The organism is Exiguobacterium sp. s64 (assembly GCF_018618035.1).
In the GTDB taxonomy this organism is placed as follows: domain Bacteria; phylum Bacillota; class Bacilli; order Exiguobacteriales; family Exiguobacteriaceae; genus Exiguobacterium; species Exiguobacterium mexicanum_A.
The window spans coordinates 97,464-114,036 of the sequence record NZ_JACSLH010000004.1; the positions used below are offsets into that span (position 1 = coordinate 97,464).

Below are 16,573 nucleotides of genomic sequence, written 5' to 3' on the forward strand. Positions count from 1 at the left end.
AGGGTACAGGACGTCATGTGAAGGGAATGATTCGATGAAACAGTGGATATTGCCGCTCGCCCTCGCCGCCCTGCTTGCGGGGTGCGGCACGGGAGAAGAGGCGCCGGTCGAGGAGACAGCCGAAGAGACGAAAGCGCCGCTCCCGGAAGTGGTTGAAACGGTGTATGCGTCGTATCGACAAGCACTCGAGGACGGGGATGCGGCCGCGCTTAAAGCAATCGATTATGCGGGCGAGTTGACCGCCATCCCGGCAACGGGCGCGAAGACGCGCGAGCTCACACCAGGCGATATGTACGAGAGCTGGGTGAACGAGGACGGGGACGTCGCTTTCATCGTCCACGAGATGGAAGACGCGGATGGCAACGAACTGCCGAACCGGCTCTCGAAAGTCGCCATCAAAGAAGAGGATGAGTGGAAGCTCGTCGTCACACCGGCCTTGCTCCCGGCCGACGTGATCGGAGAAGTCGGAGTCATGCTGACGGGCATCGAGGCGAACGAGTACGGGGTGAATCCGGAAGCGAACGCCCGTCTCGCCGACGTGCCGGAAGATGAAGCCGGTCCGATTTATGACCAAGTGAACGCCCAGACCGACTACGTCGCGCTCGAGGCCGACAATAACGTCTTCTTGCTCATGGCGGAGACGCTCACCGTGCCGGAGAATCAAGACACGATGGCCGACTACTTCGAGGCGTACCGGACGTGGTATACCGACAATGAGGCAGCACTTAAAAAGGCCGCTGCAACAGAAGACCCGGTCGAGTATCTCGAGTCGCTCGAACCGCTCAAACAAAAATTAGAACAAGCGATCGATGGGTATGACGAGAACCTCGTCGACCCGTCGTTCGGATAAGGAGGAAATCATATGTTAGCACCGACATTCACATTACCGAACCAAAACGGGGACATGGTCTCGCTCGAGGACTACCGGGGACAGAAAGTCGTTCTTTATTTCTATCCGAAGGACGCGACGCCGGGTTGTACGACCGAGGCATGTGACTTCCGCGACGCGACACCGCGACTGAACGGGGCCGTCGTCATCGGTATCTCGGCTGACAGCCAGAAGAAGCACCAAAACTTTATCGCCAAACACGAGCTCCCGTTCGATTTGCTCGTCGATGATACGCATGAGGTGTCGGAACTATACGGCGTCTGGCAATTGAAAAAGAATTACGGGAAAGAGTACTACGGCATCGTCCGTTCGACGTTCCTCATCAACGAGGACGGCTATATCGAACAGGAATGGCGTAGTGTGAAAGTGAACGGACACGTCGACGAGGTCGTCGCGGCGCTCACAAAATGAGGCAGGACGGCTTCCTTATGGGGGCCGTTTTTTTGTGCGTCTCGCATTACAAATTTATTTCAAATACTAAAATCGGAATCGAGGTGTTTCAATAGGTTAGAGAGGTATATTACGAAAGTATTACGCTGATATCAGATGTTTGGCTCATTTGTCAACTTGACGAAGTTGAGAATGTTCTGAAAAATATGAAGGAACGGTGAACATGAGATATACATAGGGGGCATAAGCGTATGCAGCAATTTGAATCATGGGTGACGAGTCTATCCAACCTCGTCTGGGGACCACATCTCCTCATTTTACTGATTGGGACGGGCGTCTATTTGACGTTCCGGCTCGGCTTCATCCAAGTGACGCGGCTCGGGTTCGGGTTGAAAGAAGCATTTCTCCCGAAACCGAAAACGGGAGCGGAAGCGGAAAAACAGAAAACGCAACGCGGGGACATCTCGCACTTCCAGGCGCTCATGACAGCGCTCGCGGCCACGGTCGGGACCGGGAACATGGTCGGTGTCGCGACGGCGGTCGTCCTGGGGGGACCGGGCGCCATCGTCTGGATGTGGCTTTCTGGTTTCATCGGGATGGCGACGAAGTACGCCGAGGCGATTCTCGCCGTCAAATATCGTGTCGTCGATGAGCGGGGCGAGATTGCCGGTGGACCGATGTATTACTTGGAGCACGGATTGAAGAAAAAATGGCTCGGTATGACGTTCGCCTTGTTCGCTGCGATTGCCGCGTTCGGTATCGGTAACGGCGTCCAAACGAACTCGATCAGTATGGCGCTCAATACGTCATTCGGAATTCCGATGCTCGTGACGGGTATCGTGCTCATGGTACTTACAGGATTCGTCATCCTCGGTGGCGTCAAATCAATCGGGAAAGTCGTCAGTGTGTTCGTACCGGTCATGATTATCGGTTATGTCGGGGGCGGACTCATTATCCTCGTCATGAACTTCGAGTTGATTCCGTCGGCATTCGCGACCATCTTCTCGAGCACGTTCAGTGCGGAGGCCATCGGCGGCGGGGCGCTCGGTGCGGCCATCCGTTACGGAGTTGCCCGCGGCGTGTTCTCGAACGAGGCGGGTCTCGGCTCGGCACCAATCGCAGCCGCTGCTGCGAAGACCGATTTCCCGGGACGGCAAGCGCTCGTCTCGATGACGCAAGTATTGATTGATACGCTCATCGTCTGTTCGATCACAGGCTTGACGATCGTCATGAGCGGTCAGTATACGAGCGGGCTGCAAGGCATCGAGTTGACGCAAGCGTCATTCGCATACTTCCTCGGTCCAATCGGGGAAATCATCGTCACGGTGTCACTTGTTTTCTTCGCCTTCTCGACGGTCATCGGTTGGTGTTACTACGGGGAGCGCTCGGTCTATTACTTGCTCGGTGAACGGTCGATCGTCCCGTATCGTGTCGTCTATATCCTCGTCGCCGGACTCGGCGCGATGACGACGAACTTGAATCTGATTTGGGCCATCTCGGACGTCTTCAACGGACTGATGGCGATTCCGAACTTGATTGGTCTCTTGTTCTTGTCGGGTGTCGTCGTCGCCGAGACGAAGCGTTTCGAGCTCGAACGGCAAAAAGAATTGCGGCAAGCGGCCGCCTAATCAAAAGGAAGCATCCTCATGCGAGGACGCTTCCTTTTTTCATACTTTGAATTGACCGATCAATTCGTTCAACTCATCCATTTTTTGTTGGGACATCTCGGTGGCCCGGTTCAACTCACTGAACCGGTCGACGGACATCGTCACTTTCTCGGCGATTTCTTGTGTGCCGAGCGCCCCGTTGTTGACCGTGACGGCGACATCTTGGATGACCCCGATCATGTTCGACGTCAACTGTTCGAGTTCGACGGCGGCATCGGCGAATTCTGATGCGGTCGTCTCGAATCGGCCGGCGTCCTCACTGTAATGCTCGGCCGCTTCCTCAAGCTGATCATAGTCTTTCAACACGTTCGTATCGAGGAAACCGAGCATCTCGCTCGACGTGTCATTTAAATGGTCGACGGAGTGGAGCACGGTCGTCGAGATGGCTTGAATCCGTTCGACGGTCGTCCGGCTCGTCTCCGCCAGTTTTCGAATCTCATCGGCGACGACGGCGAACCCGCGTCCCGCTTCACCGGCCCGAGCGGCTTCGATCGAGGCGTTCAAGGACAGGAGATTCGTCTGGGCGGCGATGTCGAGGATGTCATTCGTGAGTGTCGCGATTTCCCGGACGGCTTTGGCATCCTGCATCGCTTTCTCCAAATTGACACGTGTCGATGACAGGACACTGAGTGCGGACGCTTTCGCCTCGACGGCATGGTCACGCAGGGCGACGGCACGGGCATCGATTTGTGCGGCCTCGGCTTTTCGCTCGGCGGCCATCGTCACGATATGGTGGAGCGTCCGTTCCATGTCGGAGGCCGACGCGTTCATCTCTTGTGCACTCGCGGCCGTCTGTTGCATGCCGGCTGTCAAGTCCTCTGTCGTCGCGGCGGTCGTCGTCATGTACGTATCAAGCGCTTTCAATTCGTCGTACATGTGAGCGGATTGTTCGGTCACCCCGCGTGACACACCGTTCACTTGAAGGATCAATTGACGGAGGTTGGCGAGGAATTGGTTGAAGTCGCGGGCGAGTCCCGAGAACTCGTCGCGTCGCTTCACCGGGATGGCGGTCGTCAAATCGCCTTGGCTCGTGGCGAGTTCGCGCATCTTCAGTTTGAACTCTTTGAGCGGTTCGAAGATCGAACGGAAGATGAATACCATCATCAATACTGTAAAGACGACCGCCGCGGCCATGATGACCATGAGCGTGAACTGAACTTGCTCGAACAGCGCCGCACCGGATTCCGTGTCAGACCGAATCGCGTCGCGGTTCAAGTTGACGAGCAGACCGAGCGTGTTCGAGAGGGCGTCGGCGGCCGGTGTCGCCGTGTCCCGGATATAGGCATCGGCTGCGGCTTGACCGTCCGTGTTCGAGATGCGGACGAGCTCCTCGATATTCGTTTTAAATGTCGTCCATTGGTCCGTCGCTTGATCGAACAGCTCCTGGTCGGCTTTCGTGATGATGGTCGACTCATAACCGCTCATCTGTTGCTCGAGAATCGTGATGCCCGTGTCGAGGTTCGTTTCGACGTTTTGCTTTGTCACCTCGTCTTCGACCAAGGCGTGACGCATCATCTGTTGGCGAATCTCAAGCAGCTGTTTATCGACTTGATGAATTTGGTCCATCCCCGGCACCCACGAGACGTTCATATCTTGCTGGGCGGCCTTGGACGCGTTCAACGCATAGAATGAGTAGCCGCTCACCCCGAGCAACAACACGAGCAAGACGGTGAAGGCGACGATCAGTTTGTTACGGATTGACATAGGGATCCTCCTCGAAAAAAAGAATGCTTCTTTCTAAGCATAATGAGATTGAGGGACGGACCGAATAGGCGTTTTTGGAAACGAGTCAATATTACAGGGACATTCCCTAACTTTTCAAAAAAGACATCAAGATTGGCGAGATGGGATTTTCTTTTTTGTCTTTTAAAAAAGTGGTATGATAATGGACGATGTATTGAAAACTGTTGGAGGTGGAACCTTTGGCTCGAATCACAGAAGCTGAAGTTCGGCACGTCGCCGGACTCGCCCGACTTGCGATCACAGAAGATGAAGTGACGCACTTCACGGAGCAATTGACAAAAATCCTCGAGTTCGCCGAGCAACTCGATGAACTCGATACGACGGGCGTCATCCCGACGACCCATGCCCTAGATTTGAAAAACGTACTACGCAAAGACGAGGTTCGTCCTTCACTTCCACGCGAGGAAGTCGAACGGATGGCACCTGATTGGGAGAACGGCCAAGTCCGTGTCCCAGCGGTCTTTGAATAAGGAGGCCCTTCATGAGTTTATTTGATCACGGTGTAGCCAAGCTGCATACGCTTATAAAAGAAGGCGAAGTCACGGTATCCGACCTCGTCAAAGAATCATTTGACCGCATCGAGGCGACCGACGAGAAAATCGGTGCCTTCTTGACGCTCAACGAAGACGCGTTCGAACAGGCGAAACGGATGGACGAGCTCGCCAAGACCTTGGACAACCCGCTCTTCGGTTTGCCGATCGGCGTCAAAGACAACATCGTCACGAAAGGGACACGCACGACGTGTGCCTCGAAGTTCCTCGAGAACTTTGTCCCGGCCCATGACGCGACGGTCGTCGAGCGTCTCCATGACGCCGGTGCCGTCACAATCGGGAAACTCAACATGGACGAGTTCGCGATGGGTTCATCGAACGAGAACTCGGCGTTCAAAGTCGTCCGCAACCCGTGGGACACAGACCGCGTACCAGGCGGTTCGTCAGGCGGTTCAGCGGCAACGGTCGCGGCCGGCCAAGTCTTATTCAGCCTCGGCTCGGATACGGGTGGCTCGATTCGTCAACCGGCGGCCTATTGTGGCGTCGTCGGGATGAAACCGACGTACGGTCTCGTCTCACGTTACGGTCTCGTCGCGTTCGCCTCGTCGCTCGACCAAATCGGTCCGCTCACACGTACGGTCGAAGATAACGCCTACTTGTTGAACGCGATTGCCGGTCATTGCGACATGGACTCGACGTCAGCGACGGTCGACGTACCGGATTACACGAAATCGCTTCACGGTGATATCAAAGGCATGAAGCTCGCACTTCCACAAGAGTTCATGGCCGAAGGCGTGTCAGACGGTGTCCGTAAACAGATTGAACAAGCGGTCGAGACGCTCAAGTCGCTCGGTGCGACGGTCGAGACGGTCTCGCTCCCGACGGTGAAATATGCGCTCCCGACATACTACTTGCTCGCGTCATCGGAAGCGTCTTCGAACCTCGCCCGGTTTGACGGCATCCGTTACGGGCGCCGCGCCGAGGCCGATGCGCTCGAAGAAGTGTTCACGTACTCGCGCGAACAAGGTTTCGGGGAAGAAGTGAAACGCCGCATCATGCTTGGGACATACGCACTCAGCTCGGGTTATTACGATGCGTTCTACAAAAAATCGCAACAGGTCCGCACGCTCATGAAGCAAGACTTCGCGAACGTATTCGCCGACTACGATGCAATTATCGGACCGACTGCGCCGACGGTCGCGTTCAAACTCGGTGACCAGCTCGAAGATCCGCTCACGATGTATGCCAACGATATCATGACGATTCCGGTCAACTTGGCGGGCATCCCGGCCATCTCGGTACCGGCTGGCTTGTCAGAAGGTCTCCCGGTCGGTTTACAGATCATCGGGAACCATTTCAGTGAACCAACACTCTACCGCGTGGCCCATGCTTTTGAACAAGCAAACGGCGGTTTCAAGATGCCACAGCTCTAAGGAGGACGTACGATGAACTTTGAAACGATCATCGGGATCGAGGTGCACGCCGAGCTGAGCACGAAGTCGAAGATTTGGTGTGGCTGCTCGCGCACATACGGTGCCGAAACGAATACACAGACGTGTCCGATTTGTCTCGGACACCCGGGCGTCTTGCCTAAATTGAACGAAGAGGCGGTCAATCTCGCCATTAAGGCCGCGATGGCACTCAACTGCGAAATCGCGACCGATACGAAATTCGACCGCAAGAACTACTTCTATCCGGATACGCCGAAAGCGTACCAAATCTCGCAGTTCGACCAGCCAATCGGCTTCAACGGTCACGTCGACGTCGAAGTCGACGGTGAGATGAAGCGGTTCCGCATCGAACGCGTCCATCTCGAGGAAGATGCCGGGAAGATGAACCACACGGGCGAGAAACACTCGGTCGTCGACTTCAACCGGACCGGGTCACCCCTCATCGAGATCGTCAGTGAGGCTGACATGCGCTCACCGAAAGATGCTGTTGCTTACCTCGAGCGCTTGAAAGAAGTACTCTCGTTCGCGGGCGTCTCGGACGTCAAGATGGAAGAAGGGTCGCTTCGTTGCGACTGTAACATCTCGGTCCGTCCGTTCGGTCAAGAGCCGTTCGGCACGAAGACGGAGCTCAAAAACTTGAACTCGTTCTCGAACGTCTTGAAGGCGCTCGAGTATGAGGAAGAGCGTCACCGCAAACTGCTCATCACGGGCGGCGTCATGCGTCAAGAGACGCTCCGTTTTGACGAAGCGGCGAAGAAGACGATCCTCATGCGTGTCAAAGAAGGAGCGGCCGATTACCGCTACTTCCCAGAGCCGGACCTCGTCCGTCTCGAAATCGATGAAGAATGGAAAGAACGCATCCGCGCCACGCTTCCGGAACTTCCGGTCGCACGTCGCGAACGTTATATGAACAACTACGGCTTGTCGGCTTATGACGCCAAGGCGCTCACGTCGACGCGGGAGTTCTCGGACTTCTTCGAAGCGACGACTGCTGCCGGTGCCGAACCGAAAGCAGCCGCGAACTGGCTCATGGGCGAAGTGCTCGGCCACTTGAACAAATCGGACGATACGATCGAGACGATGAAATTGACGCCGAGCTCGCTCGCGGAGTTGATTCGTTTGATTGGAGAAGGTACAATTTCTTCGAAGATCGCCAAACGCGTGTTCACAGCTATGATCGAAGAAGGCGCCGAGCCGAAGGCGTACGTCGAAGCGAACGGTCTCGCCCAAATCTCGGACGAGAACTTGCTCCGCGGCTACATCCTCGACTTGTTCGAAGCGCATCCGCAGATGATTGAAGACTTTAAGAACGGGAAAGACCGTGCCAAAGGCTTTATCATCGGGCAGATCATGAAGCAGACGAAAGGGATGGCGAACCCGGCACTCCTCGATGGCTTGTTCCACGAAGAGATCGCCAAACGCTAAACAAGCGGCGAGGCACTTGTGTCTCGCTTTTCGCTCGACTTGAGCATGGGGAGAGAACATTATGCAACGAAAACGCGCACGGGTCATCTATAACCCGACATCTGGAAAAGAAGTGATCAAACGGGAACTCCCGTACATTTTGAACCGCCTCGAGGATGCGGGTTATGAGACGTCGACGTACGCGACGAAAGCGATCGGCGACGCGACGCTCGAGGCCGTTCGGGCCGCAGAGGCCGAGTTCGACTTGATTATCGCGGCCGGTGGGGACGGGACGCTGAACGAGGTCATCTCGGGACTCGCTCCGCTCGACACGCGTCCGACGATCGGACTCATCCCGGTCGGAACGACGAACGACTTCGCCCGGGCGATGCGAATCCCGCTCAACGTCGTCGGCGCCCTCGACGTCATCTGTGACGGGTTCGAGATGCCGGTCGACCTCGGTGAGATTGAAGGGGAAAAAGGCGACATCCATTACTTCATCAATATCGCCGGCGGAGGCATCATGACGGAGCTGTCGTATGAAGTGCCGTCGAAACTGAAGACGGCGCTCGGCCAGCTCGCCTATTACGTCAAAGGGATGGAAAAGCTCCCACTCATCAAGCCGACGTATATCGAGCTCGAACACGACGAGGGCACGTTCAGCGGCGAGGTCATGATTTTCCTCACGTCGAATTCGAACTCGGTCGGTGGCTTTGAGAAGATCTCACCGCACGCGTCATTGAACGACGGACTGTTCGACTTGTTCATCTTGCGCAAGTGTAACTTGTTCGAGTTCATCCACGTCGTCCGTTTATTGCTCCGCGGCGAACACTTGTCGAGTCCGCTCGTCGAGCACGTCAAGACGGGACGCGTCAAGATGAAGACGACGACGGAACGGATGAGTCTCAACATCGACGGTGAATACGGCGGCGAATGCACGGGCGAGATGCGAAACTTGTTCCGTCACTTGACGGTGCTCGCACCAAACGCGCGCATCCGTGAGATGGAAGACTTGAACGCCCAGTATGAACGCGAACAGATGATTAAACAGCTGTTCAACGTAGCGAACGAGAAAGCAGAATGATTCGGCTCGGCGTGGCGCACACGCCGAGCTTTTCGTTCGCTTGGAACGGGTATGAACCAATACACACTATTTTTTGAATCGGGAAAGGAGAGACTCATGTTACCAGTCCAAAAAAATGACCGTCTCGATGTCCACATCCACGACCTCACGCATGAAGGCGCGGGCGTGGCACGCGTCGACGGTTATACGTTGTTCGTCCCGAACGCACTTCCGGGAGAGACCGTGGAGATCGTCGTGACGAAGACGAATAAACAGTACGGGTTCGCCCGCTTGATCGATGTGAAGCAAGCGAGTGCGGACCGCGTTGAGCCACCGTGCCCGATTTTCTATCAGTGCGGGGGCTGTCAGCTCCAACACTTCAGCTACGACGGCCAGCTCCGTCAAAAACGGGACCGTGTCGTCGATTCGTTGAAGCGACTTGGCCAATTCGATGTGCCTGTCCACGAGACGATCGGTATGCCGGAACCATGGCGTTACCGCAACAAGGCGCAAGTGCCGTTCAAAGACGAGGCCGGCCGCCTCGTCGCCGGTTTTTATCGTCCACGTTCGCACGACATCGTCGAGATGAAGGAATGTCTCATCCAAGACGAGCGCAACGATGAGGTCGTCCAAGTCGTCCGTGACGTGCTCGCGGCGCACGGTGTGCCGGCGTACGATGAGAAGACCGGGCGCGGCGTCATCCGCCACGTCATGGCCCGTTACGGCTACCATTCGGGTGAATTGATGATCGTCCTGATCACGAAGACGACGAAAATAAAAGGCGTGAACGAGATTGTCGCCGACATCTTGAAACGTCTGCCGGACGTGACGTCGATCATGCAAAACATCAACCCGGACAAGACGAACGTCATCTTGGGTTCGACAAACAAATTGTTGTATGGCCATGAGACGATTGAGGACAAGATCGGTGGACTGACGTTCACGATTTCTCCGCACTCGTTCTTTCAAGTCAACCCGGTCCAGACGGAGAAGTTGTACGGCAAGGCGCTCGAATACGCGCAACTGACTGGGACCGAACAAGTCGTCGACGCCTATTGTGGCATCGGGACGATCAGTCTGTTCCTCGCCCGGAAAGCGGCGCACGTGTACGGCGTCGAAGTCGTACCGGAAGCGATTGAGGACGCGAAACAGAACGCGCTCGTCAACGAAATCGACAACGTGACATACGCGTGTGGAGCGGCAGAAGATGTGTTGCCGCAGTGGAAGAAGGATGGCATCAATCCTGACGTCATCGTCGTCGACCCGCCGCGTAAAGGTTGTGCCGAGTCGTTCCTCGAGACGATGGTCGAGATGGCACCGAAGCGCATCGTCTACGTGTCGTGTAACGTCGCGACGCAAGCGCGCGATATGCGTTATCTTGCGGACCGTGGCTACAAATTAGTCGAAGTCACACCGGTCGACATGTTCCCGCATACGGCGCACGTTGAGACGGTAGTATTGATGTCAAGGGTTGAGAAGTAAGAGTGTAATAAGATAAGTAAATAAAGGCTTTCCGTGGTTTGAGGTCCGGTTTTGAAACGGAAGGATAATCACGGATTTTTATTATGTGGGAACTTATCCAAAACTGGATAGGCTACACTAAGTTGGACAATAATTATAAGGTCTTATACACTTAAGTCAAATCACAACGGAGGAAAAACATCATGACTAAAAGAGAGAGAAGATCGTTTTCTAAAGACTTTAAAGAACAAGTTGTTCAACTGCATTTAGCTGGAAAGCCTCGGGCAGATATTGTTAGAGAATATGATCTGACGCCTTCGGCCTTGGACAGATGGGTTCGTCAACACCAATCATCTGGTTCATTTCAAGAAAAAGATAATCGTACGCCTGAAGAAACAGAATTAATAAAGCTCCGTAAAGAAAATCAACGTCTTATGATGGAGAACGATATTTTAAAACAAGCAGCGCTGATAATGGGACGAAAGTAGATGTGATTCGGAATAACCTTCACAAATACTCGGTATCAGCAATGTGCGAAGTCCTGCAAATCTCAAGAAGCACCTACTATTACGAAGCGAAACAACGTGATCATCAAGAAGAAGAGCTAACACAGTTAATTGTTCAGGTGTTTAAAGCTAGTCATAACATTTATGGTCAGCGAAAAATAAAAGTCGAACTCCAAAAGCTGGGCTGGCAAGTCTCACGTCGTCGAATTAGTCGAATCATGAAAGAACAAGGTCTACTCTCTAAATATACGATTGCTCAATTCAAACCAAGTAAATCGACCGTTAATGAGTCTGAAACAGTTAATGTACTGAATCGAAGATTCAATTAAGAGAAGGAATTGACTGTTATTGTCAGTGACTTAACTTATGTGCGCGTAAGACAAAAATGGCACTATATTTGTGTTCTGGTAGACTTATATAATCGTGAGATTATTGGGTACAGCTCTGGTCCAAATAAGACCGCGGAGTTAGTTCAACGCGCTTTTTCAACGGTTCCGTACAATTTAACTCGTCTTAAATTATTCCACACAGACCGGGGAAGTGAATTTAAAAATCATCTCATCGACAAAGCACTAGATACCTTTGGTATCAAACGCTCTTTAAGCAATAAAGGCACTCCATACGACAACGCTGTAGCAGAAGCTACCTTTAAAACGATTAAAACAGAATTGATTAATGGCCGTGTTTTTGAACATCAGAAAGAACTGGACCTTGAACTGTTTGATTACGTTAATTGGTACAATAAGATTCGTATTCACGGGTCGCTCGGTTACTTATCGCCACAAGAATACAAATTATCAAACCTTTAAAAAGTTGTCTAATTAAGTGTTGACATACCAGAGTACGACGATAAGCTTGTGAGAAAGATAATCCAGAGCGTTACAGTCTATGAAGACCACTTTATCATAACCTTTAAATCTGGCATCGAATTGGAAGTATGAGACTCATTCCATAATTTTTATATTGAACATATCATCTTGTTGTGTTATTTTATAAATTGATATAAATAAAGATGTAGGAGGAACCGAAACTATGACAGCCTCAATGCGTTTAAGATAAGCTGGCAATAAAAAAGGCAGAATCTATCCCTTATGATAGGCTTTTTTGTTGTGCTTATTTATACGATATTGAGCATTCATTAGTTGCGGTCAGAATATAGGTTATTTAACTATACCTTTATTTAACTGTGTCTTTAATATGAATGTTTCCAAATTGTATGTATGCAGACCAAAAGCCACATTGTGGATTTAGGCCTGCATTTTTTATTGCCTAGAATGCTATTCAAAATAGAAATTCAAGCAAAATAATTATGCAGGAGAAAATATAAATGGAAAAATACAACAATTGGAAACTTAAGTTTATTACAATATGGGCAGGGCAGGCAGTTTCTTTAATCACTAGTGCTATCCTGCAAATGGCGATTATTCTTTACCTTACAGAAAAAACAGGATCTGCGATGGTCTTGTCTATGGCTTCACTAGTAGGTTTTTTACCCTATGCTGTCTTTGGACCTGCCATAGGTGTATTAGTGGATCGTCATGATAGGAAGAAGATAATGATTGGTGCTGATTTAATTATCGCAGCAGCTGGGGCAGTGCTGGCTATTGTTGCATTGTATATGGAGTTACCTGTCTGGATGGTTATGGTAGTATTGTTTATCCGCAGCGTTGGAACAGCTTTTCATACCCCAGCACTCAATGCAGTTACGCCACTTTTAGTACCAGAAGAGCAGCTTACGAAATGCGCAGGCTATAGTCAGTCTTTGCAGTCTATAAGCTATATTGTTAGTCCAGCGGTTGCAGCATTGTTATATTCTGTTTGGGAATTAAATGCTATTATTGCCATCGATGTATTAGGTGCTGTGATTGCGTCTATTACGGTGGCAATTGTACGGATTCCTAAGCTGGGCGATCAAGTGCAAAGCTTGAAACCAAATTTCATAAGAGAAATGAAAGAAGGAATTGTCGTACTGAGACAAAACAAAGGATTATTTGCCTTATTACTCTTAGGAACAATATATACTTTTGTTTATATGCCAATTAATGCACTATTTCCTTTAATAAGCATGGAATACTTTAATGGAACACCTGTGCATATTTCTATTACCGAAATCGCTTTTGCATCTGGAATGCTAGTAGGAGGCTTACTATTGGGGAGATTAGGAAGTTTCAAAAAGCGTGTACTACTAATAACAGGTTCGTTTTTTATAATGGGGGCCAGTTTAGCCGTTTCAGGAATACTTCCTCCAAGTGGATTTGTTATATTTGTAGTTTGCTGTGCAATAATGGGGCTTTCGGTGCCGTTTTATAGCGGTGTGCAAACAGCTCTTTTTCAGGAGAAAATTAAGCCTGAATATTTAGGACGTGTATTTTCTTTGACCGGAAGTATCATGTCACTTGCAATGCCAATTGGGTTAATTCTTTCTGGGTTCTTTGCTGATAGGATCGGTGTAAATCATTGGTTTTTACTATCAGGTATTTTAATTATTGGCATTGCTATAGTTTGCCCCATGATAACTGAGGTTAGAAAATTAGATTTAAAATAAACAATATTGGAGGGATATTTATGTATCTTATTTTCATGTAATTCTTCCTGCTTAAATCGCAGGGTTTTCCCTGCGTACAAGCAAATGAAAACATGCGATTATAGACAGGAGGATAATGTTATGGAATTGATATTAAAAGCAAAAGACATTCGTGTGGAATTCAAAGGACGCGATGTTTTAGATATAGATGAATTAGAAGTATATGACTATGACCGTATTGGTTTAGTAGGAGCAAATGGTGCAGGGAAAAGCACTCTACTCAAGGTACTTTTAGGAGAATTAACTCCCCCAGGATGTAAATTAAATCGTCTGGGTGAACTTGCCTATATCCCTCAGTTGGACGAAGTAACTTTGCAGAAAGAAAAAGATTTTGCACTTGTAGGAAAGCTTGGTGTTGAACAATTAGATATACAGACCATGAGCGGTGGTGAAGAAACAAGGCTTAAAATAGCACAGGCTTTATCAGCACAGGTTCATGGTATTTTAGCGGATGAACCTACGAGTCATTTAGACCGTGAAGGAATTGATTTTCTAATTGGACAGTTAAAATATTTTACAGGTGCACTGTTAGTTATTAGCCATGACCGTTATTTTCTTGATGAGGTAGTAGATAAAATATGGGAACTGAAAGATGGCAAAATCACTGAGTATTGGGGAAACTATTCTGATTATCTTCGCCAGAAAGAAGAAGAACGCAGGAGCCAAGCTGCAGAATACGAACAATTTGTTGCGGAACGTGCCCGATTGGAAAGGGCTGCAGAGGAAAAGCGAAAACAGGCTCGTAAAATAGGACAGAAGGCAAAAGGTGCTTCAAAGAAAAAAAGTACTGAAGGCGGAGGGCGTTTAGCTCATCAAAAATCAATAGGAAGTAAGGAAAAAAAGATGCATAATGCCGCTAAATCCCTAGAACATAGGATTGCGGCCTTAGGAAGTGTAGAAGCTCCAGAAGATATTCGTAGGATTCGTTTCAGGCAAAGTAAAGCATTGGAGCTCCACAATCCATATCCTATTGTCGGTAAGGAAATTAATAAAATATTTGGAGATAAAGTATTGTTTGAAAATGTATCTTTTCAAATTCCGCTTGGCGCAAAAGTGGCATTAACTGGTGGTAATGGAACAGGAAAAACAACTTTAATCAAAATGATCTTAAACCATGAAGATGGAATTTCTATTTCACCTAAGGCAAAAATAGGCTACTTTGCACAAAATGGTTACAAGTACGACAGTAATAAGAAAGTATTGGAGTTTATGCAGGAAGATAGTGATTACAATGTTTCAGAAATTCGTTCAGTGCTAGCATCGATGGGGTTTAAACAAAACGATATTGGGAAAAGTTTATCTGTTTTAAGCGGCGGAGAAATTATAAAATTGTTGCTAGCTAAAATGCTTATGGGCAGATATAACATCCTACTAATGGATGAACCAAGCAACTTCCTTGACATACCAAGCTTAGAGGCTTTGGAAATTTTAATGAAGGAGTATGCTGGAACTATAGTGTTTATCACCCATGACAAACGGTTGCTTGATAATGTGGCTGATGTGATTTATGAAATTAGTGATAAGAAAATAAATCTGAAACATTAAACTTAAGGTAGTCGCTGGTCAGAATAGTCTTCTCTGGCTGGCGGCTTCGTTGTTAAAGTAAAAAGACTTTTTTTCTTTGGCAAACATTACATTAATGAATATTAAAATAATTTAAATAAGGGAGGTTGGTTATAGGTGGTTGATAATAACACAGTCATGAAATCTGGGAGATGTATAGAATGTGGAGCTAAAGAGACCGATGGTTTTTCATGCCATGAGCTATTCGGGTTCCCTCTTGTATGGGAGCATAATGATCCAAAGCTATATGAGTTACATTTTTGGCTTGTTTCGTGCTATATGATCCAGCATCCTTCGAATTTTACTGAAGAAGGATATACAAATTTAGTAAATCTTTTTATTAACGCTTTTGATAATGATTGGGATACACCATATATTCTTAAGAAAAATCGAGAAATAGTAAAGTCATTAAGCAAAATAACAAACCCTTTACCAAGCAACGCAAGAAAGCGTGAACTAAGACTTTGGCCTATGACAATTGAAGATATATATTTAGGTCGGGAGCAAAATGCAATCGTTAATATTAATAAATGGAAAGAGCAAATAAGAAACGAATTAAGGTAATGAAGTAATTAAAGATTAAAGGAGCTAATATTTTATGATAGGACCAGATAAGAAAAAACTTTATCCAAATGAAAATATAAAGACGATTTGTTTTATAAGCAATCTACCTAAAAGACCCAATGTGGAGATTGGGGAAAATACCTATTATAGCGATAATAAAAAAACACCGGAGAAATTTTATGATAATATAGAGCACCATTACGAATTTCTAGGGGATAAACTTATAATAGGAAAGTTCTGTGCAATTGCAGAGGGTGTTAAGTTTATTATGAATGGTGCAAATCATAGAATGGATGGAATTACAACCTATCCCTTTAATATCTTTGGCCATGGATGGGAAAAGGTGACTCCTACAATTGAACAACTTCCTTTTAAGGGAGATACAGTGATTGGCAATGATGTATGGATAGGTCAAAATGTTACCATTATGCCGGGTATTAAAATTGGTGATGGTGCGATTATTGCCGCTAATTCAACAGTAGTGAAAAGTGTTGAGCCATATACAATATATGGTGGGAATCCAGCTAAGTTTATCAAAAAACGCTTTAGTGACGAAAAGATTGAATTCTTGCTAAAGCTACAATGGTGGAACTGGAGCGAAGAGGAAATATTTAATAATCTTGAAATGTTAACAACCAAAGCAGGGTTAGAGCAATTCATGAAAAATTCCTAGACTTGGGGCCTTTCTACCACGGCACAAAAGGGAACTTAAATCTAGGGGGTGCTGGAACCTCGATTTAGCTCTAATTATTGCGAGCTAAAGAAGGCAAGCTTCATCTTTAGCTTTGATTGGAACA

Annotated in this window: 13 protein-coding genes and 1 pseudogene; 13 read left to right on the forward strand and 1 reads right to left on the reverse strand. The window is 48.8% G+C overall.

Annotated features, from left to right (window positions below; all coding sequences use genetic code 11):
• The first annotated feature begins 34 nt into the window (after positions 1–34).
• The 3 genes from KNP64_RS07990 (at position 35) to KNP64_RS08000 (ending at position 2,907) form a co-directional block, all read left to right on the forward strand.
• A complete protein-coding gene (locus KNP64_RS07990; protein ID WP_214792663.1) occupies positions 35–850 on the forward strand; it encodes a nuclear transport factor 2 family protein in 816 nt (271 codons plus the stop codon).
• 12 nt (positions 851–862) lie between these two features.
• Positions 863–1,300: a thioredoxin-dependent thiol peroxidase gene (gene bcp, locus KNP64_RS07995; protein ID WP_214718011.1), complete on the forward strand. Its 438-nt coding sequence runs from the start codon at positions 863–865 to the stop codon at positions 1,298–1,300.
• Between the two features lie 230 nt (positions 1,301–1,530).
• A complete protein-coding gene (locus KNP64_RS08000; protein ID WP_214792666.1) occupies positions 1,531–2,907 on the forward strand; it encodes an alanine/glycine:cation symporter family protein in 1,377 nt (458 codons plus the stop codon).
• Between the two features lie 39 nt (positions 2,908–2,946).
• Here KNP64_RS08000 and KNP64_RS08005 read toward each other — a convergent pair whose 3' ends face one another.
• The gene (locus KNP64_RS08005; protein ID WP_214792669.1) at positions 2,947–4,650 is read right to left on the reverse strand and encodes a methyl-accepting chemotaxis protein; all 1,704 of its coding nucleotides are present in this window, start codon (positions 4,648–4,650) and stop codon (positions 2,947–2,949) included.
• Between the two features lie 218 nt (positions 4,651–4,868).
• Here KNP64_RS08005 and gatC point away from each other — a divergent pair, with 218 nt between their 5' ends.
• The 10 genes and pseudogenes from gatC (at position 4,869) to KNP64_RS08060 (ending at position 16,449) form a co-directional block, all read left to right on the forward strand.
• Positions 4,869–5,159 carry an Asp-tRNA(Asn)/Glu-tRNA(Gln) amidotransferase subunit GatC gene (gene gatC / locus KNP64_RS08010; RefSeq protein WP_021066487.1) on the forward strand — a complete coding sequence of 97 codons (291 nt, stop codon included), beginning with the start codon at positions 4,869–4,871 and terminating at the stop codon, positions 5,157–5,159.
• A gap of 11 nt (positions 5,160–5,170) precedes the next feature.
• Positions 5,171–6,613, forward strand: coding sequence for an Asp-tRNA(Asn)/Glu-tRNA(Gln) amidotransferase subunit GatA (gene gatA / locus KNP64_RS08015; protein WP_214707018.1), 1,443 nt, complete (start codon positions 5,171–5,173; stop codon positions 6,611–6,613).
• Between the two features lie 12 nt (positions 6,614–6,625).
• Entirely contained in the window at positions 6,626–8,056 is a 1,431-nt protein-coding gene (gene gatB, locus KNP64_RS08020) for an Asp-tRNA(Asn)/Glu-tRNA(Gln) amidotransferase subunit GatB (RefSeq protein ID WP_214707020.1), read from the forward strand.
• Between the two features lie 61 nt (positions 8,057–8,117).
• Positions 8,118–9,119 carry a diacylglycerol kinase gene (locus KNP64_RS08025; RefSeq protein WP_128123314.1) on the forward strand — a complete coding sequence of 334 codons (1,002 nt, stop codon included), beginning with the start codon at positions 8,118–8,120 and terminating at the stop codon, positions 9,117–9,119.
• Between the two features lie 96 nt (positions 9,120–9,215).
• Positions 9,216–10,580, forward strand: a complete 1,365-nt coding sequence (gene rlmD, locus KNP64_RS08030) for a 23S rRNA (uracil(1939)-C(5))-methyltransferase RlmD (RefSeq protein WP_214707032.1) — start codon at positions 9,216–9,218, stop codon at positions 10,578–10,580.
• 182 nt (positions 10,581–10,762) lie between these two features.
• Positions 10,763–11,874 (forward strand): annotated as a pseudogene (locus KNP64_RS08035) (IS3 family transposase).
• A gap of 518 nt (positions 11,875–12,392) precedes the next feature.
• Positions 12,393–13,610 (forward strand): macrolide efflux MFS transporter Mef(A), encoded by a 1,218-nt coding sequence (gene mef(A), locus KNP64_RS08045; protein WP_214792672.1) that lies wholly within the window; start codon positions 12,393–12,395, stop codon positions 13,608–13,610.
• Between the two features lie 120 nt (positions 13,611–13,730).
• Positions 13,731–15,194 carry an ABC-F type ribosomal protection protein Msr(D) gene (gene msr(D), locus KNP64_RS08050; protein WP_128123317.1) on the forward strand — a complete coding sequence of 488 codons (1,464 nt, stop codon included), beginning with the start codon at positions 13,731–13,733 and terminating at the stop codon, positions 15,192–15,194.
• Positions 15,195–15,329: 135 nt separating this feature from the next.
• Positions 15,330–15,776 (forward strand): DUF5946 family protein, encoded by a 447-nt coding sequence (locus tag KNP64_RS08055; protein ID WP_123779057.1) that lies wholly within the window; start codon positions 15,330–15,332, stop codon positions 15,774–15,776.
• Positions 15,777–15,810: 34 nt separating this feature from the next.
• On the forward strand, positions 15,811–16,449 hold the full coding sequence (locus KNP64_RS08060; protein ID WP_128123318.1) for a Vat family streptogramin A O-acetyltransferase: 639 nt from the start codon (positions 15,811–15,813) through the stop codon (positions 16,447–16,449).
• Positions 16,450–16,573: the final 124 nt, after the last annotated feature.